Source organism: Streptomyces sp. NPDC056738 (genome assembly GCF_042790435.1).
Classification (GTDB): Bacteria; Actinomycetota; Actinomycetes; order Streptomycetales; family Streptomycetaceae; genus Streptomyces.
Genome location: NZ_JBHTZF010000010.1, coordinates 283936 through 308226 on the forward strand (window position 1 = coordinate 283936; position 24291 = coordinate 308226).

The 24291-nt window shown below is 69.4% G+C and carries 24 protein-coding genes; 2 read left to right on the forward strand and 22 right to left on the reverse strand.

The window, feature by feature from the left end; all coding sequences use genetic code 11:
* Positions 1-68 precede the first annotated feature (68 nt).
* The 3 genes from ACFRIC_RS26460 to ACFRIC_RS26470 form a co-directional block, all read right to left on the reverse strand.
* Positions 69-854, reverse strand: a complete 786-nt coding sequence (locus tag ACFRIC_RS26460; RefSeq protein ID WP_382790232.1) for an anti-sigma factor family protein — start codon at positions 852-854, stop codon at positions 69-71.
* 38 nt (positions 855-892) lie between these two features.
* Complete coding sequence (locus ACFRIC_RS26465) at positions 893-1423, reverse strand: sigma-70 family RNA polymerase sigma factor (RefSeq protein WP_037619265.1); 531 nt, start codon at positions 1421-1423, stop codon at positions 893-895.
* Positions 1424-1648: 225 nt separating this feature from the next.
* A complete protein-coding gene (locus ACFRIC_RS26470) occupies positions 1649-2236 on the reverse strand; it encodes a CGNR zinc finger domain-containing protein (protein WP_382790235.1) in 588 nt (195 codons plus the stop codon).
* Between the two features lie 230 nt (positions 2237-2466).
* Between ACFRIC_RS26470 and ACFRIC_RS26475 the strand changes: the two genes are divergently transcribed.
* Positions 2467-3021, forward strand: coding sequence for a DUF1772 domain-containing protein (locus ACFRIC_RS26475; protein WP_382790238.1), 555 nt, complete (start codon positions 2467-2469; stop codon positions 3019-3021).
* Here the strand turns inward: ACFRIC_RS26475 and ACFRIC_RS26480 are convergent.
* The 3 genes from ACFRIC_RS26480 to ACFRIC_RS26490 all read right to left on the reverse strand — a co-directional run bounded on the left by ACFRIC_RS26480 (position 2970) and on the right by ACFRIC_RS26490 (position 6340).
* Positions 2970-4121 (reverse strand): uroporphyrinogen-III synthase, encoded by a 1152-nt coding sequence (locus tag ACFRIC_RS26480; RefSeq protein WP_382790242.1) that lies wholly within the window; start codon positions 4119-4121, stop codon positions 2970-2972. The genes ACFRIC_RS26475 and ACFRIC_RS26480 overlap by 52 nt on opposite strands.
* A gap of 126 nt (positions 4122-4247) precedes the next feature.
* A complete protein-coding gene (locus ACFRIC_RS26485; RefSeq protein WP_382790246.1) occupies positions 4248-5627 on the reverse strand; it encodes a nitrate/nitrite transporter in 1380 nt (459 codons plus the stop codon).
* Positions 5628-5890: 263 nt separating this feature from the next.
* A complete protein-coding gene (locus ACFRIC_RS26490) occupies positions 5891-6340 on the reverse strand; it encodes an SgcJ/EcaC family oxidoreductase (RefSeq protein WP_382790249.1) in 450 nt (149 codons plus the stop codon).
* A gap of 140 nt (positions 6341-6480) precedes the next feature.
* Between ACFRIC_RS26490 and ACFRIC_RS26495 the strand changes: the two genes are divergently transcribed.
* Positions 6481-7608: a sigma-70 family RNA polymerase sigma factor gene (locus ACFRIC_RS26495; protein ID WP_382790252.1), complete on the forward strand. Its 1128-nt coding sequence runs from the start codon at positions 6481-6483 to the stop codon at positions 7606-7608.
* Positions 7609-7648: 40 nt separating this feature from the next.
* Here the strand turns inward: ACFRIC_RS26495 and ACFRIC_RS26500 are convergent, their stop codons facing one another.
* From ACFRIC_RS26500 to ACFRIC_RS26575, 16 genes are all read right to left on the reverse strand, one after another.
* Complete coding sequence (locus ACFRIC_RS26500) at positions 7649-8557, reverse strand: hypothetical protein (protein WP_382790254.1); 909 nt, start codon at positions 8555-8557, stop codon at positions 7649-7651.
* Between the two features lie 248 nt (positions 8558-8805).
* Positions 8806-9462: a hypothetical protein gene (locus ACFRIC_RS26505; protein WP_382790256.1), complete on the reverse strand. Its 657-nt coding sequence runs from the start codon at positions 9460-9462 to the stop codon at positions 8806-8808.
* Between the two features lie 132 nt (positions 9463-9594).
* Entirely contained in the window at positions 9595-10641 is a 1047-nt protein-coding gene (locus ACFRIC_RS26510) for a hypothetical protein (RefSeq protein WP_382790259.1), read from the reverse strand.
* Entirely contained in the window at positions 10629-11285 is a 657-nt protein-coding gene (locus ACFRIC_RS26515) for a hypothetical protein (RefSeq protein ID WP_382790262.1), read from the reverse strand. Before ACFRIC_RS26515 ends, ACFRIC_RS26510 begins: the two co-directional genes overlap by 13 nt.
* A gap of 292 nt (positions 11286-11577) precedes the next feature.
* A complete protein-coding gene (locus tag ACFRIC_RS26520; RefSeq protein WP_382790265.1) occupies positions 11578-12240 on the reverse strand; it encodes a hypothetical protein in 663 nt (220 codons plus the stop codon).
* Positions 12241-12368: 128 nt separating this feature from the next.
* A complete protein-coding gene (locus ACFRIC_RS26525; protein WP_382790267.1) occupies positions 12369-13016 on the reverse strand; it encodes a hypothetical protein in 648 nt (215 codons plus the stop codon).
* A 44-nt stretch (positions 13017-13060) separates the two neighbouring features.
* Complete coding sequence (locus ACFRIC_RS26530; RefSeq protein ID WP_382790270.1) at positions 13061-13765, reverse strand: hypothetical protein; 705 nt, start codon at positions 13763-13765, stop codon at positions 13061-13063.
* 24 nt (positions 13766-13789) lie between these two features.
* Positions 13790-14413 (reverse strand): hypothetical protein, encoded by a 624-nt coding sequence (locus ACFRIC_RS26535; RefSeq protein WP_382790273.1) that lies wholly within the window; start codon positions 14411-14413, stop codon positions 13790-13792.
* A 90-nt stretch (positions 14414-14503) separates the two neighbouring features.
* Positions 14504-15802: a hypothetical protein gene (locus tag ACFRIC_RS26540; protein ID WP_382790275.1), complete on the reverse strand. Its 1299-nt coding sequence runs from the start codon at positions 15800-15802 to the stop codon at positions 14504-14506.
* Complete coding sequence (locus tag ACFRIC_RS26545; RefSeq protein WP_382790278.1) at positions 15799-16116, reverse strand: hypothetical protein; 318 nt, start codon at positions 16114-16116, stop codon at positions 15799-15801. The genes ACFRIC_RS26540 and ACFRIC_RS26545 overlap by 4 nt, the downstream gene beginning before the upstream one ends.
* A 44-nt stretch (positions 16117-16160) precedes the next feature.
* Entirely contained in the window at positions 16161-17207 is a 1047-nt protein-coding gene (locus tag ACFRIC_RS26550; protein WP_382790280.1) for a hypothetical protein, read from the reverse strand.
* Positions 17195-17824 (reverse strand): hypothetical protein, encoded by a 630-nt coding sequence (locus ACFRIC_RS26555; protein ID WP_382790282.1) that lies wholly within the window; start codon positions 17822-17824, stop codon positions 17195-17197. Before ACFRIC_RS26555 ends, ACFRIC_RS26550 begins: the two co-directional genes overlap by 13 nt.
* Positions 17825-18098: 274 nt before the next feature.
* Positions 18099-19589: an acyltransferase gene (locus ACFRIC_RS26560; RefSeq protein ID WP_382790285.1), complete on the reverse strand. Its 1491-nt coding sequence runs from the start codon at positions 19587-19589 to the stop codon at positions 18099-18101.
* Positions 19586-21865: a glycosyltransferase gene (locus tag ACFRIC_RS26565; protein ID WP_382790288.1), complete on the reverse strand. Its 2280-nt coding sequence runs from the start codon at positions 21863-21865 to the stop codon at positions 19586-19588. Before ACFRIC_RS26565 ends, ACFRIC_RS26560 begins: the two co-directional genes overlap by 4 nt.
* Complete coding sequence (locus tag ACFRIC_RS26570; protein ID WP_382790291.1) at positions 21862-22974, reverse strand: hypothetical protein; 1113 nt, start codon at positions 22972-22974, stop codon at positions 21862-21864. Before ACFRIC_RS26570 ends, ACFRIC_RS26565 begins: the two co-directional genes overlap by 4 nt.
* 324 nt (positions 22975-23298) lie before the next feature.
* Positions 23299-24279, reverse strand: coding sequence for a LysR family transcriptional regulator (locus tag ACFRIC_RS26575; RefSeq protein WP_382790294.1), 981 nt, complete (start codon positions 24277-24279; stop codon positions 23299-23301).
* Positions 24280-24291: the final 12 nt, after the last annotated feature.

A 24291-nucleotide genomic window follows, 5' to 3' on the forward strand; every position in this document is an offset into this window, starting at 1 on the left:
CGTGCTGGGCAGCCGTCAACCGTACGCGAAGGGAGGCCCGCCGGGCTACGTCCGCGCCCGGAGTCCGCTCACGCCTTCACCTCCACGAGGCGCTTCCCCCCGAACGTCATGACCTCGAAGTGGTCGATCTGGTTCGGTTCGAAGGCCGCGCCGCCGTGGACGTAGAGGGGCTCCTTGGCCTGCTCCGTCTTGGCGTTGGGCGTGCCGTAGCCCCACTCCGGGACCGACCAGGAGGTGACCGTCTCGCGCTCGCCGTTCTTGCCGACGGCGATCAGGGAGCACTTCTCGGGGCCCGTGACGTTCTTGAGCTGGAGGACCGCGTGGGTGCCCCAGTCCTTCGGCTCGATCGCGACGACGGCGCTGACCTTGGTCTTCGGGTCCGTGGCCGACGACTTGTCGGTCATGACCTGGAAGGCGGCCTTGGCCGGGCTGGTGGCGTGCGCCTGCGGCATGTTCGTGCCGGTGTCGTTGCCGCCGTTGACCGCCATGACGGTCAGCGGTCCGCCGATGATCAGCGCGGCCGCGGCGGCGACCAGGTACATGCCCCGGCGGCGCTTCTGGGCCCGGCGTGCCGCGACCTCGTCCACGAGCCGTTCCGCGAGCCGTGGGCTCGGGCGGGCCGAGAGGGACTCCGCGATGGCCGGGCTGCCCTGCGAGGCGGGCAGGTCGGCGAGGGCCGCGAGCATCGGTTCCATCCCGGCGAGCTCGTCGAGCTGCTGGGCGCACCACTCGCAGGAGGCGAGATGCTCCTCGAAGGCCGTGGCCTCGATGTCGTCGAGGATGCCGAGCGCGTAGGCGCCGACAGTCTCGTGAATGTTGTCCCCGGACCCTTGCTGTCCTCGTGGACCTTGCATGGCTCCCGGACCACCTGTTCCGTAACCCCCGTACGTGTTCATGCCGTCACCCCCCGCTCCTCAAGAGCCAGCTTCATCGACCGAAGGGCGTAGAAAACCCGTGAGCGCACAGTGCCGCTGGGAATGCCGAGCGTTTCGGCCGCCTCATTGACGGTACGCCCTTTGAAGTATGTTTCGACCAATACTTCCCTGTGAGCAGGGGTCAGGTCGTCCAGCGCGTCCGACAGTGTCATCAGCCACAACGCCTTGTCGATCTCGTCCTCCGCGGGGATGACCTCCAGCGGCGACGGGTCGACCTCCTGAGGCCGGGCCTGCCGGCTGCGGTGGCCGTCGATGACGATGCGCCGGGCGACCGTCACCAGCCAGGGGCGTACCGAACCGGTCGCTCGATTGAGCTGGCCGGCGTTCTTCCAGGCACGGATGAGTGTTTCCTGCACGACGTCCTCGGCGCGCTGCCGGTCTCCGGCCACCAGGCGCAGCACGTAGGCCAGCAGGGGCCCCGCGTGTTCCCGGTACAGCGCACGCATCAGCTCCTCGTCGGGTTCGGTCGACGAGGACTGCTGAGACATGCGATGTCGGGCCCTTGGCTTGTGTTCATCAGCCACGGCTGAATCCTTGCGCACGCCTACCTCCGGTGTCCGGGGGTTCCCCCAGTCGGTCGCTCATCACCGGGTACGTGTGCTGGTACGCGGGTGTTCAAAGTGTTCAGGATTTTTTCTGGGGAAGATGTGTAGACAGCGAAAAGAATGCATATCGATCACCTCACGTCACTGGAACATCACGGACGGGTGTGATCAGGCGCGTGCCAGAGCCGCCCGCCGCCGGTGCCGGGCCACCCTCTCCCGATTGCCGCACACCTCGCTGGAGCACCACCGGCGGCGCCGGCCGCGCGAGGTGTCGAGGTAGACGATCGGGCAGTTGTCACCCTCGCACTGCCGCAGACTCGCTCTCGCGAGCGGGTCGGTGAGCAGATCGAGGGCGTCCCGGGCCACCACAGACAGTAGTTCACCGCAGTACGGCGGGGTGCGGAGCCCCCTGCGCAGTGAACCGTCGTCGGCGCGCACGGCCCAGGGAGCGGGCGGAGCCGCGAGGGCGACGGCGTTGACGCGGGCGAGGGCGCCGTCCGCGGGCCGCCCGTCCAGCTCGCCGCGTACCAACTGGGCGACATGTCCGCGCAGTTCCCGGAAGCCGAGCAGCCACGAGGTGTCCACGTCGGCCAGCACGGTACTCACCGGGACCAGCCCGGAGGCGAGGACCCAGGCGCTCAACCGGGCGGCCGAGTCGAGGCGTTCCTCGGGATGGGTGGTCGCCGTCAGGTCCAGGCAGATCCGCCCGGAGTCGAACCGCAGCTCGTACGAGGCCGTGGCCATGCCCGATGCCATGTGCCTGTCACCGCCTTGGGGTCACCTGCCGCTGTACCCCCTACAGTGCATGCCCCGGCGCCCCGCCGGAAGACTCGGCACCGGTCCCGTACCGGATGCCCGCCGGATGCTTACCGGGCGCGGGGCGGCGGCCCGCCGGGCGCGTGACGGAGGGCGCCGTGGACGCCCGCTTATGCGGCCGCGATCCTCGGCCATGTCCCCCGCCGCGGCCCGCCGGTTGACTGAGGGACATGACGGACGACAGCTTGGAGCGGCGTGACGCCGCCGCGGGTGTACTGGGAGCGGCCACGGTCGCGACGGGCCTGATCGCGGGGGCCTTCTACGTCTTCGCCTGCGCGGTGATGCCGGCGCTGGCGCGCAGCGACGACCGCGTCTTCATCGAGGTGATGCGGAACATCAACGAGGTGATCCAGAACCCGGTCTTCTTCCTGGGCTTCCTGGGCGCGCTCGCCCTGACGGCGGTCGCCGCCTGGCAGTCGCGCGGCACCCCGGACCGGTGGTGGGTGCTGGCCGGGTTCGCCGCGTACGCGCTCGCGTTCCTGGTCACCGTGACCGTCAACGTGCCGCTCAACAACGGCCTCGCGGACGCGGGCGACCCCGCGCGGATCGCCGATCCGGCCGCGGTGCGCGACCGTTTCGAGGACACCTGGGTGGCCTGGAACGTCGTACGGGCCCTGCTGTCGACGCTCGCGCTGGCCTGCCTCGCCGGTGCCCTGCTGCGGCACCGACGGCCTCAGGCGTCGGCGTACTTGGCGTCCGCGGCCGGGTCGAGCGCGAGGCGGTAGCCGCGCTTGACGACCGTCTGGATCAGCTTGGGCGCGCCGAGTGCCGTACGCAGCCGGGCCATCGCGGTCTCCACGGCGTGCTCGTCCCGGCCGGATCCCGGCAGCGCGCGCAGCAGTTCGGCCCGCGCCACCACCCAGCCGGGCCGCCGCGCGAGGGACCGCAGCAGGGACATCCCGGCGGGCGGGACGGGCCGCAGCGCCCCGTCGACCAGCACCGCGTGTCCCCGGATCTCCACGTGGTGCCCGGCGATCGGCAACGTCCGCGCGCGGCCGGGCAGTTCCTGGCAGAGCAGTTGCACGAGGGGCCCGAGCCGGAAGCGTTCGGGCTGGACGGTGTCGATGCCGAGGGCCTGCAACGGCAGCGCGGTGACCGGGCCGACGCAGGCGGGCAGGACGTCGTGGTGGAGCGCGGCGAGGAACTCCGCGCGCACACCGCGCTCCTCGGCCCGGGACAGCAGGGAGGCCGCGGCGGGGGCACTGGTGAAGGTGAGCGCGTCAAGGCCGCGGGTGAGGGCGGCGTCGAGCAGCCGGTCGACCGGCGCGATGTCCTCGGGCGGCATCCACCGGTACACCGGCACGAGGACGACCTCGGCCCCGGCGGCGCGCAGCGACTCGACGAACCCGGGCAGCGGTTCCCCGTGCAGTTGTACGGCGATACGGCGGCCGTCCACGCCCTCTTCGAGCAGCCGGTCGAGCACCTCGGCCATCGACTCGGAGGACGGCGACCACTCCTCCGTCAGCCCCTGGGCCCGGACCGCGCCCTTGACCTTGGGCCCGCGGGCGAGCAGTTCCACGCTCCGCAGCCGGGCGAGCAGTTCCTCGCCCAGGCCCCAGCCGTCGGCGGCCTCGACCCAGCCGCGGAATCCGATCGCGGTGGTGGCCACCACCACGTCGGGGGCGTCGTCGATCAACTCCTTGGTCGCGGTGAGCAGTTCGCTGTCGTCGGCGAGAGGCACGATCCGCAGGGCCGGCGCGTGCACGACGCTGGCCCCGCGCCGCTGGAGCAGCGCGCCCAGTTCGTCGGCGCGGCGCGCTGCGGTCACCCCCACGGTGAACCCGGAGAGAGGCCCGTGATCGGGTCGCTGCTGTTCGTCGTCCATGGGTTCTCGTCTCGCGCTCGTCGAGTCGTCGTACGGGGCTGTGCTGTCTGTCGTACGTCGCGGCTGGTCCGAGCCTGTCAACGGACCGTGACAGGCTCGGATCAAGGTGATGTCGGGCGTGTTACGTCACACCTCGGCATAGCTGAGCTGGGGCTTCGCCGCTGCGGTGGCGCTCGCCTCCGCAGCGGCGGCCGGGCGCCGAAGGTATACGGCCCAGGTGACCGCGAAGGCGGCGGCGTAGAAGACGAGGAAGGTGACGAAGGCGCCGGTGCCGGAGCCGGAGCTGAGGAAGGACTGGCGGAAGGCGAGGTTGATGCCGACACCGCCGAGCGCGCCCACGGCGCCGATCAGCCCCATCGCGGCGCCGGAGAGACGCCGTCCGTGGCGGGCGGCCTCCTCCCCTTCGAGCCCCGCTTCCAGGGCCTTTCGCTGGAAGATGCCGGGGATCATCTTGTACGTCGACCCGTTGCCGAGCCCGCTGAGCACGAAGAGCACCACGAAGACCGAGACGAACAGCGCCAGCGACTTCTCACTGCTGGCGAACACCAGGACCCCGGTGGCGGCGGCCATGGCGACGAAGTTCCACAGGGTGATCCTGGCGCCGCCGTAGCGGTCGGCGAGCCATCCCCCGACGGGGCGGATCAGCGAGCCGAGCAGCGGGCCGATGAAGGTGAGGTAGGCGGCCTGGAGTGGGGTCCGCCCGAACTCGACCTGGAGCACCTGCCCGAAGGCGAAGGCGTAGCCGATGAACGATCCGAAGGTCCCGATGTAGAGGAACGCCATGATCCAGGTGTGCGCGTCCTTCGCGGCGTCCAGGGCCGCGCCGGTGTCGTTCTTCACGGTCGTGAGGTTGTCCATGAAGAGGCCCGCGAGGACGGCGGCCACGACGACGAGCGGGATGTAGATCCCGAGGAGCACCCTGGGCCCGCCGGCCGCCCCGATGACGGCGAGCGCCACGAGCTGGATGACGGGGACGCCGATGTTGCCGCCGCCCGCGTTGAGGCCGAGTGCCCATCCTTTCTTCCGCAGCGGGAAGAAGGCGTTGATGTTGGTCATGCTGGAGGCGAAGTTGCCGCCGCCGACCCCGGCCAGCAGTCCGATCACGAGGAACGTGCCGAACGAGGTGCCCGGCTCCATCACGACGAACGCGGCGACGGTCGGCACGAGCAGCAGACTCGCGGACACGATGGTCCAGTTCCGGCCGCCGAAGAGCGCGACCGCGAAGGTGTAGGGCACCCGCACCACCGCGCCGACGAGCGTCACCATCGAGGTGAGCAGGAACTTGTCGGCCGGGGTGAGCCCGTACTCCGGTCCCATGAACAGGACCAGCACCGACCACATCGTCCAGACGGAGAACCCGATGTGCTCGGACAGCACGGAGAAGACCAGGTTGCGCCGGGCGGTCTTCTCCCCCTTGTCGGCCCAGAAGACCTCGTCCTCCGGATCCCATTCCTCGATCCAGCGACCGCCCCGCGCAGGGGCCGTACTCGTGGCTGGGGCAGTCATCTCACGCCTCCATTGGTTCTCCGGGCTTACTGGCCTGCTGTTTCCCGAAGGTAGGGAGGGCGCGTTTCCGCGCTGTGGCTGTGAGTGACCTGAAGGGAACGTTGCTCTCACCCGGTCCCGGACCACGCCGTGAGGACGGGTCCGGGATCGGGTCCGGTCCGGGTCCGGGATCGGGACCGGGACCGGGTCCCGGTCCGGCGGCTCGGGCCCGGGTGGCGGCTCGGTCGGAGTGCCGCGTTGTGGTCAGAGTGCTGCGTTGCGGGTCAGAGTGCCGCGTTGTGGTACGAGGTGATGGCCCAGGTCCCGGCGGCGGGATCGCGGACGAGCACCCAGGTCGCCCGCCGCTGCCGGTCGGCGGGTACCTCGCTCTCCCCGGCCAGGAGGATCCCGGCCTCACTGACGACGACGGCGGTGCCGGGCCGCGGGAACCGGATCCGGCGGGGCTCGTCGAGCGGCCGGGAGCCCTTCAGCGGCCCCTCGAACGCGGCCGCGATGTAGGCGCGAATCTCCTCCCGCCCGTCGTTGAAGACGCCCGGCATCACGACGGTCGCGTCCTCGGTGTAGAGCGCGGCGAAGGCGTCGGCGTCGTAGTCGGCCCAGGCGGAGTAGAGACGGTCGAGAACGCCGCGGACGTCCTGACCGTCGTCGGTGGTGATGCCGGTAACGATGTCGGTGCTGGCGCTGGCGCTGGTGCTGGTGCTGGTGCCGTTCATGATGCTTCCTTCCCTCGAACGGGTTCGACGCCGGTATGTACTTCGGCGCCGTCCGGAAGTCATCGGTGCCGGGACGATGAGTTCGGGCGGGCCCGGAGGTAGATACCGGTGAGCGACGGGACGCGGCCGAGGAGCGGATGATGGGGAAACGGGACGACGAGGGCCTGTCCGGGGACGAGGAGCGCGACGACGTCGAGGCCCACGGCCACGGCGGGCGCGACGAAGGCCTCGGCCGGCACGGGGACTTCGGGGCGCGCGACAGCATCGGCGCGCTCGGGGACTACAACGCTCGCGGGGACTTCGAGGCGCGGACGGCGCCCTATCGCCGCGAACTGCTGACGCACTGCTACCGGATGGTCGGATCGGTGCACGAGGCCGAGGACCTGGTGCAGGAGACGATGCTCAGGGCCTGGCTCGCGTTCGACCGCTACGACGCCGACCGCGCGTCCCTGCGCACCTGGCTGTACCGCATCGCCACCAACAGATGCCTGACCGCGCTGCGCGGCCGCACCCGCAGACCGCTGCCGTCGGGCCTGGTCGGCGCGCTGGACGATCCGGGCGCGCCGATGACGCTGGGCGCGGGGGTGCCGTGGCTCGAACCGTTCCCTGACCGGGGCGCCGGGGTCGGCTCCGCCGCCGGGACCGGTGATCCGGCGGGAGTGGTGGTCGCCCGGGGCAGTCTGCGGCTCGCGCTGATCGCCGCGATGCAGTTGCTGCCTCCGCGCCAGCGGGCCGTCCTCATCCTGCGTGACGTACTGGCGTGGCCGGCGACCGAGGTGGCCGAGGCCCTCGGCACGTCGACGGCGTCCGTGAACAGCGCGCTCCAGCGGGCCCGGGCACGACTCGGGGAGGCCGGCCTGACCGAGGACGAGGTGACGGAACCGCCGGACCACGAGCAGCGCGCGGTGATCGACCGCTACCAGCGCGCTTTCGAGGACGCCGACCTCGACGCCCTGCGCACCCTGCTCACCCAGGACGTCGTGCTGGAGATGCCCCCGGTCCTCAACTGGTACGTCGGCCCCGATGCCTACGTCGCTTTCATCGCCCGTGTCTTCGCGATGCGCGGCAAGGACTGGCGCCTGCGCCCCACCTCGGCCAACGGCCAGCCCGCCCTCGCGGCCTACGTCCGCACCCCCGACGACCCCACCCACCGCCTGCACACCCTCCAGGTCTTCACGACGACCCGCACTGCGGTGAGCCACACGGTGGTCTTCCAACTCCCGACGGTCTTCACGGCGTTCGGGTTGGCGGAGGTGTGGGAGGGATAGAGGCGCCCGGGGGGGGGTAGCTCCTGCGGCACTAAGGCCGCTAGGGTGCCTGCGGCTGCGGTGATACGGGGCCGGGCTGGGCGGCGTACGGGTTGCCGGGCGCGCCCGGGGCGGGGGCGGGAGGCTGCTGGGTGTAGGGGCCGGAGGCGTACGGCGCCTGGGGGTTCCGACCGGCGTAGGGGGCCTGGGAACCCTGCGGAGGCACGCCGGTATAGGGGACCTCACCCGTGTACGGAACCTGTCCGGCGTACGAGGCCTGCGGAGCCTGCCCGACGTAAGGGGGCTGGGGCGTCTGCGGGATCTGACCGGCGTAAGGGGGCTGAGGCGTGTGCGGGATCTGACCCGCGTACGGGGTGTAGGGGCCGTACGGGCCGATCGGCTGACCGCCGTACCCCGCCGTCGGCGGCAGATACCGCACCCGTCCGCCCTCCTCCGTCACGGGCGCGAACCCGGCCGCCGCCAGCAACGCCGCGAACTTGGCGTTCCGCCTGCGCGTGACGACGAGACCGACCGCGAGGACGACCATCAGCACGGCCCACACGATGCCGGCCCCCGCGAAGGCGACGGAACCCCCGCCCGTCCGCACCGCGAGGACGCCACACCCGACGGTGAGACCGAGCCCCGCGTACAGCATCCGCCTCTCGGCGTTCTTGCCGGTGAGGTCGAAATTGATGCGGGCCTTGAGGAGTTCCAGGGCGTCAGGGACGACGGGCGGCAACGAGACCCCGTCGGCGGCCTGCGGATACTGGGCCCAGTTCTGCGCGGCGCGCGCCTGAGCCTGCGGGCCCGGGTCCGGCACGATGAGCATCGTGAGAGCGTTGTTGCGGCCGCTTCCCTGGCGCACGTCCGCGTACTCGTAACCGAACTGCTGGGCTACGAAGGCGAGTCGGGCCAGCTTCTTCACGGAGGCCATGGGGCTCGTGAGCTGGACCGCCTGTCCCTGAGCCATCAACCGGAACATCTTCCGAATCTGCCGCCTACCCACGAGACCCCCAACTCCCCACCCGAACCACCCGTTCACACCAGCAACGGCCCCACACTGTCACGCACCGCCATCTCCGCAGAACGGCCGGACGTCTCCGTTTGCCGATACTTGACCCGACCCCGACACCCCAAACTCACCAGCATCGGCACCGACGCCGACGGACGGGGCTCAGCGGTTGATGTACTGGATCTGCTGGGCAGCCCCGTGTCACCTCACGGCCGGCACTTGACGCTGCCCCGCTCCGAGAGCATGTCCTGCGTCACCCAGACTCCGTCCGAATTCCGCTTCAGCGTCGTGTTGTAGAAGATGTAGCTGTTCTTCGTGACCGGAGTCTTGTCGACCTTTCCGGTCTTGACGTACTTGTTGTACGCCTTGCCCTGGTCCTCGCAGTACGTGAGCGCCGCGGCTCCGTCGCCCTGAAGGGTCACGGACGCGCTGTAGAAGCGATAGGTACCGGTGGTGCGAGCCTTGTGGTCCACGAATCGCTGCACGTACTTCTGCGTCGCGGCCGCGAGTTCCTCCGCCGAGTAGAAGCGATAGGCGGGGTCGAGTACGTCCTGGTTGGCGATCGCTTGGTCAGTCGCCTTGATGAAGTGTTCACCGTCGGCCAGGACGGCGTCCTTGTCCTTGTCGCCCGTCCTGCGCCACTCGAAGGTGTAGTGCAGGTCGGCAGGCAGCTCGATCCTCGGCCGGTCCGACTGCGCCGTCGCGCTCGCGCCGGGAGTGGCCGACGCCTCGTCGCCGATGTCCGCCCCGGCGCCCCTGTCGTCGGCCTTCGGCTTGCCACCGTCCCCGCCGCACGCGGTCAAAACCAGCACGGCGGACGCTCCGACGGCAACGGTCGCAAGCAGACGGGAACGGCGGTTCACGGTGAACTCCTGTGGAGCGTGGGGTGCGGAATGGCACCGGCACGCCGGCCGTGGCCTGCGTGCCGACGCAAACGCGAACGGTGGCGAACGGGCGATAGCAGCCCGTGGAGTGGACGTACGCGGAATCGCGGCTCAGCGGTTGATGGACTGAATCTCTTGGACGACGACGTCCTGGTCGGCCCCGAAGGTGCCGTCCGGAAGGTTCCGGGCGTCCGGCACACCGGTGCCCGTCCAGTGGATCTTCCAGGTGATGGTGGCCCTCAGCTTGTACGAGCCGTCACCCGAGGAGCGGAGATACTTCACCCCGCACGGAGGCGTCTCCCCGGCCTTGCCCTTCGCGTACGCCTCACCGATACGGTCCCCCGTGATCTCACAGACACCCGAGGCCGGATACGTCTGCGCGTCCGCCGTACCAGGCTCGATCTTCAAGGCGACCGGCTCGGCCGTCGTCGTCGCGCTCACGTTCAGCAGCGGCACCGACGCCGTCACCGACACCGGCTTGAACTTCGCCGTGTCCAACCACGCCCACGTCGGCAGGTTCACCTTGGTCGTCCCCGCCGGAGCCAGATCCACCTTCGTGGACGGGACCCGTATCTCCGCATAGGCGAGCTGGGCCAGCATTTCCGGCGTGATCGCCTCCGGAACATCCGCCGGCGGAGCGTCACCCGTGTCCACCCAGAAGATGCCCTTCGTGCACTTCAACGCACCGGGGTCGCCTTCACGACCCGGCGTGACATACGAATCCCACCAATACCCCTTGCCGGTCTTGGCCTTGTTGAAGTCCTTGGCCTCACCGCCGTTGACGTACTTGTCACGCTGCTCCTGGTCCCACTGAGAACCCGTGGACTCGGCGTTCCAGATGGGCTCCAAGTACTTCTGCAACTCATCCGGCGTGTACTTCGGAGCGTAATAGCAGGCAGGCGGAGTCCAGTCCCCAGACGAAGACGTCACCGGCCCGGAAGAGTCCCCCGACCCGTTCTTGGACCGATCGAACACAACAGCACCGGCTGTGGCGGTGAGGTTTCCTTTGCCGTCCGAGTCACCCGACGCATTGGAGCCTGATCCGTTACTGCTGCCACCGTGGCCATATTCCGCGAAGGCTTGGGTCGACCCGATGATCACAGCAGCACACGCTATGACTGCAACTGCTGCCGACTTCCGATGGTTCAGGACTGGCATGCGATGCTCCCCCGCTGCGATGTCAGCTTCTCCGTGACCCAGACACCCTGCTTGTTGACCCGAAGAAGGGCGCTGTAGAGGACGTAGTTGTCCTTCGACTTCGGAGTCACCTCCGTCTTGCCCGTCTTCAAGCTCTTGTTGTACGCCTTGTTCTGGTCTTCGCAGTAGACAAGGCCTGCCGTCCCATCAGAGTTGATCGCCACCTTCGAGTCGTAGTAGCGCTTCGCCCCTGTGATGCGGTCCTTGTAGTCCACGAACTCCTGAATGAACTTCTGACTCCCGGCTGCCGCCGTGCCATCGGAGTAAAAGCGGTAAGCCTTGTGGAGCGGGTTCTGCAGGGCGATCGCCATGTCCACGGCCTTGATGAACTGCTCGCTGTCGCCCAGCACCGCGTCCTTGTCCTTGTCGCCCGTCTTGGGCCACTCGAACGTGTAGGTGAGATCCGACGGCAGCTCGATCTTGGGTCGGCCAGTCGATGGCGTCGCGCTCGCGCTGGGCGTGGCCGACTTCTTGTCACTGGTGTCGGCCCCGGCGATCTTGTCGTTGGCCTTCGGCTTGTCACCATCCCCGCCACACGAGGTCAAGAGCAGCGCGGCTGACGCTCCGACAGCAACTGTGGCAAGCAGGCGGGAACGGCGGTTCACGGCAGACTCCTGAGCGGCGTGGGGTGCGGAAGGGCACCAACACGCTAGCGGTGGCCCGTGCGACGACACCAGCGCGAACCGTGCCAACCGAGTAACAGTGATTGACCAAAGATGCTCATACTGTGTCCAACTGGCCCACGAGGGGCTCAGGTTGTGTCCCATCCATCAGGGAATCGCTTCACCGAGTTGCTGTCCGCAAAGCAACTCGACCCCGGTCGCGGCATCTCGGGGCCGGCCTACTGCCAAGCGGGGCTGCCGTTCCGCGACGACAGCAACGTGAACGCGTCCCTGGCTACGGCTGGCACTGAGCCGCCCCTCTGGTGGAAATGATCTGGGAGGTCTGCCACACACCTTCTGAGCTCTTGTCCAAGCGGGTGTTGTAAAGGACGTAGCTGTTCTTGGTGGCCGGAGTCTTGTCGACCTTGTTGGTCTTCTTGTCCTTGGCGTAGCCCTTGCTCTCGTCCGCGCAGAACGTGAGCGAGGCCGAGGTCTTGCCGTCGAGCGTCACGGTCCGGTCGTAGTACCGCGCCTCACCCGTGAGGGTGGAGCCCGCCTCCTTGAACTGATTGACCCAGGTCAACGCGGCTTCGAGAGCCTTGCCGGTGTTGTAGTACCCGATCGCCTCACCCTTGGGGTCCGTCCCGGTGATCGCCGCGTCCACGGCACGCATGCGCTCCGCGCTGTCGGCAAGGACAGCGTCCTTGATGTCGTTACCGGTCTTCGCCCCTTCGAAGGTCAGAGTCAGATCCGACGGCAGCTCGATCTTCGGTCGGCCCGGCGTCTGCGTCGCGCTCGCACTCGCACTGGGTGAGGCCGACCTCTTGTCCCCGGTGTCCGCCCCCGCGACCTTGTCGTTGGCCTTCGGCTTGTCACCACCACCGCCACACGCGGTCAAAAGCAGCGCGGCTGACGCTCCGACAGCGGCGTTGGCAAGCAGGCGGTAACGGCGGTTCACGGAGGACTCCTGAGAGGCATGGGATGCAGAAGGAAACCGACACGCTAACCGGGGCCCGTGCGACGACACCAACCCGAACGGTGCCAGGCGGGTACGAGCCGTCACCCGACGGGCGGAGATGGACCAGTTCACACCTGACACCGGTCCGCGCCTCGAGTGGAGTTGATTTTCACGAGTTCCCACACCCCCCGCTCGTTCTTCTCCACCTGGACCCCATAGGCGACATAGCTGTTCTTGGTGGTCTTCGTCTTCTTGACCTCACCGGTCTCGATGACCTTGCTGTAACCCTTGCTTTCGTCCGCGCAGTAGGTGAGCGAGGCAGTGTCCCTGGACCTGACGGTCACCTGCCGGTCGAAGTAGCGCACCGTGCCGGTGACCGTCCACTTGGCGGACTTGAAGGACTGGACCCACTGTTGAGCCGCCGCCGCACCCTCGCCCTCCGTGTAGTACTCGAGGGCGGGAAGACGAGGGTTCTGCGCATCGATGGCCGCGTTGAGCGCGCGGATGAGTTCCGCGTTGTCCTTGAGGATCGCGTCCTGGACTGCGTCGCCCGAGGTCTCAGGAGTGAAGGTGAGGGTCAGATCCGACGGCAGCTCGATCTTCGGTCGGCCCGGCGTCTGCGGCACGCTCGCGCTGGGTGAGGCCGCCTTCTTGTCTCCGGTGTTCGCGCCGGCGATCTTGTCGTTGGCCTTCGGCTTGTCACCACCCCCACCGCACCCGGACAAGAGCAGTACCGCTGACGCTCCGACAGCGGCTGTGGCAAGCAGGCGGTTCACGGCAGGCTCCTGTGTGGCGTGGGGTGCGGAAGGGCACCAACACGCTAACCGGTTGCTGTCCGCAAGGCTCCCGGCCCCTCGAAGCCGGTCATCGTCGCGATCCGGCGGAGGATCGCCCGGTACTGCTCACACCGTTCGACAGCGGTCGTGCTCAGCGTGAGCACGGCCAGCCGCCTGCAATCCGGATGCGGCAGGTGGGCGCGGAACTGGACCAAGGGTGTCCGAGGAAGCCCTTCGACCGTGCCGGGGGTGTGGACGCACTCGCTGAACGTGACCGGACCGCAGGGCAGTTCGGCGTACTCGATGTTCGCCCGCGCATCGAGTTCGCTCACCGCACGAGCCGCCGTGACGGCTCTCGGCGCCACCGCCGTGGTCCGCCAGGAGACGGTGAAGAACGACAGCAACGGACCGCCACCGGTCCCGGCCCCCTCGTCCACGTCGTCCACGTCGTCCACGTCGTCCCTGTGCAACCCGACCGAGCAGTGAACGGTTCCCGCCTCCTTCAACGCACCCAGCAGTCGCTGCCCTTGGGCCAACTGGGCGATGAACCGCTGCCGTACCGCCTCGTCGGGAGCCGCCTGGAGGAACGGCGCGAGGGCGATACGTAGATCGTCCGCCGCCGAGGAGTCCGGCGCGGGAAGCAGCGCGTCGAGCGGCACCGCGGTGAAGCCGGCCGGCTCCGCGAACCAGATGTCAGCGTCGGGGTCCTCCGCCGAATCGTCGACGGTGAAGTGAGGGGTCGTGGTCATCGGATCCTGCCTGCCCGGTGCGAATCAGCGGGGATGCGAGTGCGGGCGCACCGCGTCGGGGACATGGGCTCCGGAACGGCGGGCCCGTTCGAGGGCGTCCGGGCTCGCGTTCCAGTCGGTCGGCTCGATGCCCCGGCGGCCCGTGGCCGTGCGCTGGTAGAGCAGGTGCAGCCGCTTGGGAGCCTCGCCCCTGCGCCGGGAAGCCGCGATGACGGCGATGAAACGGGGGTCACCGGCGAACCAGAGCGGTTCGATCTCCGCCTTGAGCTCCGGCTTCGTCCGAGCGGTACCGAACCTTCGCATCCACCAGAAGGTGCGCATACCGGAAAGGAACAGCAGCGGAATCTGCTCCCCCGGCGCCTCTGGATTCGGCAGCTCCAGCCACATCTCGTCCTCTTCGACCGCCGGATGCCGGTTCCGCCCTCGGGGCACGTCCGAGAGGAACTGCCAGGGGTACTGCCAGAGGACGCGCTGAATGTAGATGGAGGGCCGGATGTAGGCGAGTTGGAGGACGGCTCGGAACGCCGAATACAGAAGTACTGGGATGAAGAGAACGGCGTAGGCGGGGCTCAGGAACGAGACGAGAATGCCGAGAGCGCCGATCCAGACTGCGACCCACCCCACTAGTCGCGCAGCGATCGAGAGCATGTGCTGGACCCAGGCTCGTCGGGTCGGCGGATGATCCCAAGCGGTCGGGTACTTGGTCGGATGCATAGGGCGAGAGCCTCCTGCTCAGGACTAGAAGACGTGACGAGCGATGTCGAAGAGGGCGCCGCTGTCGAGACCCAGTCGAACCCCGTCGATACCTGCCACTGAGCCGTCTTTGATTCCGTCGTCGTCCGTGTCCACGGCAGTCATGGCCAGGCCGAATCCGGCAGTGCCGACACCGACAGAAGCGGACGTGACTTCGACAGCTCTGGTTACTTGGGCTGCTCTGGCTCCTCTGATCGTGAAACCGAGCAACGAGTTGTCCAGGTCGGAGATGGCCTTTGCATGCTCCATCGTTTCGACGCCGAAACGACCCATACGCTGGCCGACTGTGAGGACCTCCCCCGCCTCACCGGTGGCCCTCATCGCGACTACCGCACCTTTCCCAGCCGCTCCTACGCCAGGCAGCGCACCCAGGACATCGCCGCCGACGGTGACGAAGTTGCTCCAGAAATCCGTGTCGATCTCACCTTTGGTGAACCCGTCCTTGAGTGAGGCCCAGACGGCCGGTTCCTGGGTGATCCGGAGTGACAACGACGTCGCACTCAAAGCCGACGCAGCCAGCAGCAGCACCGCGGCCAACGTCCCACCCGAAACCACGAACAACGCGACCAAACCGATCACAGCCCCCAGCGTGCTCAGGATGTCCGGCAGGTTTTCCAGGACCCAGTCGAGGGCCGAGTCGAACCAACCCGGCTCATGAGGGGTCAGCTTCTTCGTGGCGTCGCGGATCTTTCCGGCGCGCAGCCGGGCCCGGTGCTCGTGTTCCCCGGCGAGTTCGCGCGCCTTTCCGCGAATCGCGGTCAGCGCGTCCTCGGCGTCGGCCACCGCCGATTTCGCCCTGGTCAGGGCCTTGTGCGCCTCGTCGTGCGCGGCGCCCGCCCCTTCCAGGTCGGGGCTGTCACCCGCTTTAGTGGCGTGGCCCTTCGCCCGGTCCAGGGCGGCCCGGGCGTCCTTCGCCTCGTCTTCGAGTCGCTTCGCCCGCCGCTGGAAGTCGTCGAGTTCGCCTTCCCAGCGGCCGAGTTGTCCGGCCGCCTTCCGGATGGAGTGCGCCGCGTTCTTCAGGTTCAGGGGAAGCGGTCCGCCGTCCAACTGCTCTCGGAAGGCGACGGCCGCGTCGCCCTTCCAGTAGCTGCCGTCCATCAGCCTGGTGACGAGTCCGTGCGTCTCCTCGAGCACCTTCGCGCACCCCGTGAGCTTCTTGCGGAGGCCGCTCACGGTCTCCGTACGGCCCGGCACCGGATCGAACCCGAGATGCGGATAGCGGGAGGCGGGGTCGGGGGCATGCGGGTCGGGCACCGGCCTCGTGTCCTCGTGCGCGTACGTCACCTCGTACCGCCACCCCCGCCGTGCCCGGCCTTCCGCAGAGCCTGCTCCAAGGCCCTGTCCACCTCGCGGTAACTGTCCCGGCTCTTCCCGATGATCTTGGCCAGGTCCTCGGTCTGCTCACCGATCTGGTCGGCTCCGTACTTCCAGTTGTCCTGGAACTCCTCGCAGGCGCCGTCGAGATCGTCCGTCCCCAGGCCGGAGACCGTGGCGTCCCGCAACGCCCTGCGCAGGCCCCGCAACGACTCCGTCGACTTGCCGAGCATCCTCATGAAGTGCGACAGCTCGTCGCCGTCGACAGCCAACCGCTCCGCCACGCCCTCTGCTCTTTCCGGGTCTCAGGGAGTCCGTGGAGCCGGACTCAGCGGTTGATGGACTGGATCTCCTGCACGACGACGTCCTGACCGGCCCCGAAGGTGCCGTCCGGCAGGTTCCGCGGCTCGGCTATGCCGGTGCCCGTCCAGTGGATCCGCCAGGTGAGGACGGCTTGCAGCCGGTAGGAGCCGGCGCCGGAGGAACGCAGGTACCGCAGCCCGCACGGGGGCGTCTCCCCGGCCCTGCCCCTCGTGTACGCCTCGCCGATGCGGCCGCCCGCGATCTCACAGACGCCCGACGCCGGATACGTCTGCGCGTCCGCTGTCCCGGGCTCGATCCTCAGCGAAACCGGCTCCGCCGTCGTCGTCGCGCTCACGTTCAGCAGCGGCACCGACGCGGTCACCGACACCGGCTTGAAGCTCGCCGTGTCCAACCACGCCCACGTCGGGAGATTCACCTTCGTCGTCCCCGCCGGAGCCAGGTCCACCCTCGTCGAGGGCACCCGCACCTCCACGTACGCGAGCTGCGCCAGCATCTCCGGCGTGATCGCCTCCGGAACGTCCGCCGGCGGGGGCGCGCCCTTGTCGACCCAGAAGGTGTCCTTGGTGCACGTGGAGGCGGCCGGGTCGCCCTCGTGGCCCGGCGTGACGTACGCGTCCCACCAGTAGCCCTTGCCGGTCCTGTCCTTGTTGAAGTCCTTGTACGGGTGCCCGTTCACGTAGGTGTCGCGCTGCTCCGCGTCCCACTGGTACCCCGTCGATTCGACGGCCCAGATCGACTCCTTGTACGTCTGCATCTGGGCCGGGGTGTATTTCGGGGCGTAGTAGCAGGCGGGCGGCGCCCACCCACCCGACGCCGAGGTCACCGGACCGGCGGATTCCCCGCCCCCGTTCCTCGAACGGTCGAACACGACAACACCCGCGGTGGCGTACAGGGTGCCGTCGCCCGTGGCACTCCCGCTCGCCTTCGGCGTGGTGTTCTCGTGGCCCTCGCCGCCACGGCCACCGGCGTTCGCGGCCTGGGAGCCGAGCGTGCCAAGGCAGAGGAGCGCCGTGAGCGTCACGGAACCGGTGGAACGCATCACGGCTGACACTGGGCAGCGCCGCGCTTCGAGATGACCTTGGTGGTCTGCCAGACACCGTCCTGATTTTCGACCAGCCTGGTGTTGTACAACACGTAACTGTCCGCCGAGGTCGGCACGTTCTCGGGCTTGTTCGTCTTCCGGTTCTTGAGGAAGGACTTGCTCTCGTCCGAGCAATAGACGACAGCGGCACTGCCATCGGACTGGAAGGTGACCTGGCGGTCGAAGTAGCGGGTGGTCCCCGTCCACGAACGATCGTCGTCCAGATAGCCCTTGATGAACAACCGCGCGCTGCCCAGGGCGCCTTCCGAGCTGTAGAAGCCGAGAGCCTCGGTGTGCACCGTTCCCTGGAAGATGGCGTCGTCGATGGAGTTGATGCGCTGGGCGTTGTCCGCCAGCACCGCGTCCTTCCTGGCATCCCCGCTCTTCTGGCCCTCGAACACGTTGCGCGCGTCGGAAGGGAACGTGATCGTGGGCCGTCGCCCGGAGGCCGGCGCGCTCGCCGTCGGCGAAGCCGAATACGTACTCCCGGCCCCCGCGATCCCCCGCTCCTCCCCACCCCCACCGCAAGCCGTCAACAGAAACAGTGCGGCTGCGGCTGTGGAGAGCAGGCGGGCGTGGGGGGTCACAGGTGCTCCTGGCGGCGTGGGGTGCGGGAGGGGCGGCGGCACGTCACGCTAGCGGGGCCCCTGCCCACGGCACCAGGACGAAGGGTGCCGAGCAGGTGGATATAGAGGTTCATAGCGTGACCAAACGGCCACCCAGAACCTTCGATTGAGTGACATCACGGGACGAAAAGGGACGAGGGTGCCCGTGAGCCGGGACAGTCAGGCACCGGCTCACGGCTCACGGCTCACGGCTCACGGCTCACGGCTCACGGCTCACGGGAACCCTCGGCGGCCGTCAGGCCTTCGCCCGGTGACCCCGGGTCGACGAACGCCCGCCTCCCCCGCGACCCCCGCGGCTCTTGGCCCCGTTCGGCCAGAGCCGCGGGCTCCGCTGGGCGGCGATGTCCTCGATCCAGCCGAAGGCCAGGATGGTCAGGCCTATCAGCGGCCACACCAGGACGAACATCCACAGGGTGTACGTGGAGTCGAGGGCCGCCGTCGCCCCGTCGTTGTCCATGAACGGGAGGTTGTAGAGCTGGTCGAGGATCGGGACCGTGGCCATGATGAGCGTGTTGTGCCACAGGTAGATCGTGACCGCGCGGTTGTTGGACAGCGTCACCAGCTTGTCCCACCGGGCGAGGCGGCCCGGCAACTCCTTCCAGGACGGGCTGTACTGGAGCAGGATCACCACGAATCCGAAGGACCACAGCGCGTCGGCCAGCGGGATGTCGTTCAGGTCCCAGCCGTCGGGGCCCAGATGACCCGAGGCCCACCACAGGGCGAAGCCCATCATCAGGGCCGAGCACGAGATGGCGATGTAGCGCGGGACCTTGACGAGCATCCCCTCGTGGTGGGCGAAGCCCAGGATCCAGCAGCCTCCGTAGACGGTGAAGTCGGTGACGGCGTTGCCGGTCTCACCGGGGATGGTGACCAGCCCGGTGCCGAGCACGGCCGTCAGGGCGAGGGGCGCCAGCGCGGTCATCCACGGCGCGCGACGGAACGCCCACAGCAGGAACGGGGACGCGACCACGAACCACAGATACGCGCGCAGGTACCAGAGCACACCCGCGGCCTCGACCGCCCAGGTGTCCTCGAACAGTCCCGACCGGGAGCCCAGGTGCCAGGGGAACGGAGGGGCGCCGATCGGGACGACGTAGTCGAGCAGCTCTACCACGTGCCAGCCGCCACCGAGGTCGGGGTCCTTCGCCGGGTTCCAGCCGCCCAGGAACATCATGGCCAGCACCACGGCGCCGAACGCCCAGAGCGGAGGCAGCAGACGCCTGAGGCGTCCCCGGATCACGCTGAGCGGCGGCCGGCTCAACGAGCGCGCCATGAGGGAGCCCGCGAGCGCGAACATCACGCCCATGGAGGGGAAGAGGATCGTCAGCCAGGCCCAGCCGAACAGGTGGTACACGACCACACGGACCAGGGCCATGGACCGGAGCAGGTCCAGGTAGCGATCGCGGCCGGGGCGGCGCGCGGCCGGTTTCGCGCCCGGTTCCGCACCCAGGTTCGCACCGGGTTCCGTACCCAAGCCCGCGCCCGGGCCGGCGCCCAAGCCCGCGCCCGGGCCGGCGCCCAAGCCCGTACCCGGGCCGGCGCCCAAGCCCGTACCCAGGCCGGCGCCCGAGCCCGGCTCCGCACCCGCCCACGTCTGCGTCTCCTGCTGCCGGCGCAGCCACTCGTCCGCGGGCGGCGCCCCCGGGTGCGTACGCGGCTGCGGGACCGCCGGTTTCGGGGTGCCCAGCGGCGGAGTCGCCCCCACCGGGTACTCGTGCGTGGTCATCCGACCGGCCTCCGTTCGTTCCCGCCGTGCGACGCCGGCTGCGGCGGGATCGGTTCCGTTCCCGGAACGGATCCCGGAACGGATCCCGGAACGGATCCCGGAACCGATCCCGGGACCGATCCCGGTGCCGCGCCCACGACGCCGGTGCGGCGCAGCTTCTGCCAGCGCAGCCGGCCGCCGGTGAGGGCGGTGATCCAGGACTGCAGCAGGACGACGTACATCAACTGCCGGTAGAGGATCTGCTGCAGGGGCAGCGAGATCAGATGGGTCATGCGTTCCTTGTCCAGCCGGAACGCGTACGCCGCGCACACCGCCTGGATGGTGAGGACGCCGAGCCAGGCGACGATCGTCCTCTGGGTCGGGCCGAAGACGACCCCGTACAGGAGGAAGACGTCGATCAGCGGCGCGAGGAGCGGGGCCAGGACCATGAACAGGGAGACCAGGGGCAGGCCGATCCGGCCGAAGCGGCCCGAGGGGCCCCGTTCGATCAGGGCGCGGCGGTGCTTCCAGATCGCCTGCATGGTGCCGTAGCACCAGCGGTAGCGCTGGGACCACAGTTGCTGGACGGACTCGGGGGCCTCGGTCCAGGCGCGCGCGTCCTCCGCGTAGACGACCCGCCAGCCGTCACGGTGGAGGGCCATCGTGATGTCGGTGTCCTCCGCGAGCGTGTCGTCGCTCATGCCGCCGACGCGTTCGAGCGCGGTGCGGCGGAAGGCTCCGACGGCGCCGGGGATGGTCGGCATGCAGCGCAGCAGGTCGTACATGCGGCGGTCGAGGTTGAAGCCCATCACGTACTCGATGTGCTGCCAGGCGCCGATGAGGGACTGCCGGTTGCCGACCTTGGCGTTGCCCGCGACCGCGCCGACCCTGCGGTCGGCGAAGGGCTGGACGAGTTCGCGGACGGTCGCCGGTTCGAAGACCGTGTCGCCGTCCATCATCACGACGATGGCGTGACTGGCGTTCGCCAGGCCCCGGTTGAGGGCCGCGGGCTTGCCGGCGTTGACCTGGCGCACGACGCGTACGTTCGGCAGCCGCATGTCCTCGACGATGCGGGCGGTGCCGTCGCTCGACCCGTCGTCGATCACGATGATCTCGATGGGATGCTCGCTCGCCATGAGGGAGTTGACGGTGTTCTCGATGCACTTGGCCTCGTTGTACGCCGGGACCAGCACCGTCACCGGTTCGGTGACCGGCGCCGCGCCCCAGCGGAAGTCCTTGCGGCGGACCCGGCGGGCGTGCAGCGCGGAGAGCAGGAGCATCATCCCGAAGCGGGTGAAGACCAGTACGCCGATGATCGCGATCCCGACGACCAGGACGTCGGTGGTCTTCTCCGAGGCCTGCACCAGGAAGATCCAGGCCCTGCCCTTCCAGAGGTCGACGCCGGTGACCGGGATGTTCGCGCTCGGCGCGTCCAGTGCTTCGGTGAGGTTCTGGAACTCGTAGCCCTCGGCCTGGAGGCGGGGCAGGAACTGGGCCAGGGCCTGCACGGTCTGGTGGCGGTCGCCGCCCGAGTCGTGCATCAGGACGATGGCGCCCTTGCCGCCCTTGGGCGTGGCGCGGCGGATGATCTCGTCGACGCCGGGCTTCTGCCAGTCCTCGCTGTCGGTGTTGTTGACGACGGTGATGTAGCCGCGGGTTCCGACGTACTGCGTCACGGGCCAGGACCTGTCGTCCATCGCGTCGGCGAACGAGGAGTACGGGGGACGGAACAGGGAGCTGCGGATGCCCGCCGCGCCCTCCAGGGCCAGTTGGTTCTGCGACAGCTCCCAGTCGATACGGCTCTTGGACTGGTACGACAGGTCGGGGTGGTTGAAGGTGTGCAGGCCGACCTCGTGGCCCTCCTTCACCATCCGTTCGACGAGGCCCGGGTAGCGCGAGGCCATGGTGCCGGTGACGAAGAAGACCGCGTGGGCGTGGTGCGCCTTGAGGACGTCCAGGACCTTGGGGGTCCAGGTCGGGTCCGGGCCGTCGTCGAAGGTGAGGACGAGACGGTGGTCCGGGACGCTGAGGCTGGTGGTGCGGCCGCTGCGGGTGTCGATGACCGGGCCGCCGTCGAGGATCTTCTGCGGCACCTTGTCCGTGGCCGCCTCGGGCCGGACGCGGTGGTCCGCGAGGATCTCGCTGTGCACGTAGCCGCGCAGCATCAGCATCGCCATCATCGCGAGCAGGAGGACCAGGGGCAGCAGGAAGCGCATGGGAAGACGGCGGCGCGGGGCGTCGCGGTCCTGGCGCAGTGTGGTGGGTCCGGCGGGTGCGCGTCGGCGAAGGCCGCTCATGGGGTTCCGGCCCCCGCTCCGGTGGAGCCCGTGGTGCCGGTGGTCTCCGTGGGGGCGGGCGTGCCGGCGGGGGTGGTCTCCGGGGCGGAGGCCGTGGGCTGGCCGTCCGCCGAGACGGACGGTCTGGGCTCGGGGTCCGGGTCCTTGGGAGTGACGCCGGGGTTCGGCTTCTTGCTCGCCGACGTGCTGGGCTTCGGGTCGCCGGACGCGCCCGTCGCGGAGGCGGAGGCCGAGGCGGAGGGTGAGGCGCTCGAACCGGGTGAGGGGGTCGTGCCGTCGGAGGCCGTGGCCCGCGCGCCGGGCGCGGTGGCGGCGCCCCGGCCGGGGTTCACCGACTGCGTGGGCAGGGGTGAGGTCTCGACCTTGCCCGCGGGTGTGTCCTCCTCCTGGCCGGGGACCGGGAGCCAGGGAGCGTTCGAGTTGCCCGAGAGGAGCGTGGCGACGATCACGACGGCGTAGACCGCGCAGGCCACGGCGACGAGCATGCCGAGGCGGCGGAAGCGGCGGCTGCGGCGGCCGGAGGCGTCGACGAAGACGGGGCCGTCAGAGGCCTCCGCGCTTCCCGGGACGTCCTTGCCCGGGGCGCCCGGCCGGTCGCCCGCCGTACGGCCGGGCTCGGCGCCCGTCTCACGGCTCGCGCTGTCGAGCTGGATGGTGACCTCGTGCGGGTCGTGACCGTCCGCCGGGTCGGCGGAGTTCTCCCGGGAAGCGGACGGCAGGAAGCCGAAGTCCGGTGCGTCCGCGGCGTCGGGAAGCAGCCCGGCCACCGGGCCGTCGTCGAAGGTGGGTCCGTCGGTGAAGAAGGGCCGTACCTGGGTGGTACGGGCCGGGGTCGACGGTTCCGCCGCGGCCGTGGCTCCTACGGCGGACCACGCCTCCGGATCCCGCTCGGACGCCGCTCCCGGCCCGGACCGGCGGCCGATCGACAGGTCGGCCTCCGGCCCACCGCCGACGAGCAGTTCGGCCTCCGGCCCACCACCGCCGAGCAGTTCGGCCTGCGGCACGCGACCGACGAGCAGTTCGGTCCCCGGTTCCGGGATTCGCTCGGGACGTCCGCCGGCCGCTCGCTCGGCGCGTTCCCCACGCTCGGGAATGATGCCAACCCCCATATCCGGCCACGAAAGGGTTCTGCCGACTCGCGGCCGGGCGGTCGGCCCCGCGGCCTCCCGCACAGGTGACGGATCCACACGACGCCCGTCACGCCGATCGATGTCCCGGTCGGCCGGTTGGGCGTCTTTCCGCCAGTTCTCAACGCGCACGTACATCCCCCCATGGGACTGCTCACGGGGTGCGCGACGACTCCGGGCAGATGCCGTCCTTGTCGTCCGGACCGAGCCCCCACCCGACCCAAAAGCGCCCCCAATATCACAATGCGCCCGGAGGCAGGAATGTAGCGCAGGGCGGGACTCGTACGGTTACGTCTCATGCATCTCTCAGGAAATGAGGGCGTCGGTGGCCGGAATCCACCCTCCCTGGGGACTCAGTAGCCAACTTTCTTCGCTCGCGAGTTCGCCTGCGGCTCGTACGAGCGCATCGATCCCCGGGTGAACCAGTCCCTTGCGCCACACGAGTGACACCGGTGACAGCGGTACGGGATCGACCAGGGGCCTCGACACCGAACCGGGCATGGCCGGAAACTCCACCACGGCGAGCACCGGATTCCGCCACTTGGCCATGACCCGTCCGAATTCCTCCGGCCCGACGGCCACCGGTGCGGGTGACGCGAGTCTGATGCCTCGTCCCTCGAACAGGTGATGTGCCAGGTCGGTCCACTCCAGCGTCCGGGGGTTCCCCGCCCCCGCGTACACGGTCTCGCCCGCGAGCGCGGCGAGCGGTACCGCGTCCAGGGCGGCGAGGTGATGGTCCTCGGGCAGGACGACGGCCATCGGCTCGTAGCGCACCACCCGGTGCTCCAGCCGGGCCCGCACGGCGGGGTCGAGTCCCGCGAAGCGGCCGAACGACACGTCCAGACGGCCGGCGAGCAGATCCGCCGCGGCGCCGGTGAGCCCGGTCTCGTAACGGGCCATCAGCTCGCTGCCCGGGGCGAGGTCGCGGGCCCGGTCGAGGATGCGGCTGGAGACCAGGCCGGGTGTGTTCACGTCCACGAGCAGCGGCCGTTCCTCACCGCCGGGCCGTGCGAAGGCGTCCAGCAGCGCGTCGTGCGCCTCCAGCACGCGGCGCGCGTACGGCAGCAGCCGCTGGGCCTCCAGCGTCGGTGTCACCTGCCGGGTGGTCCGCACGAACAGCTCCGCCCCGAGCTCCCGTTCCAGCCGGCGGATGTCACGGCTCAGGGACTGCTGGGCCACGTACAGGCGGGCGGCGGCACGGGTGAAGTGCAGCTCCTCGGCGACGGTGAGGAAGGCGCGCAGCAGACGGAGGTCCAGGTGACCGGGAAAGGGGCGTTGACCAGGCATCACGCGAACCTA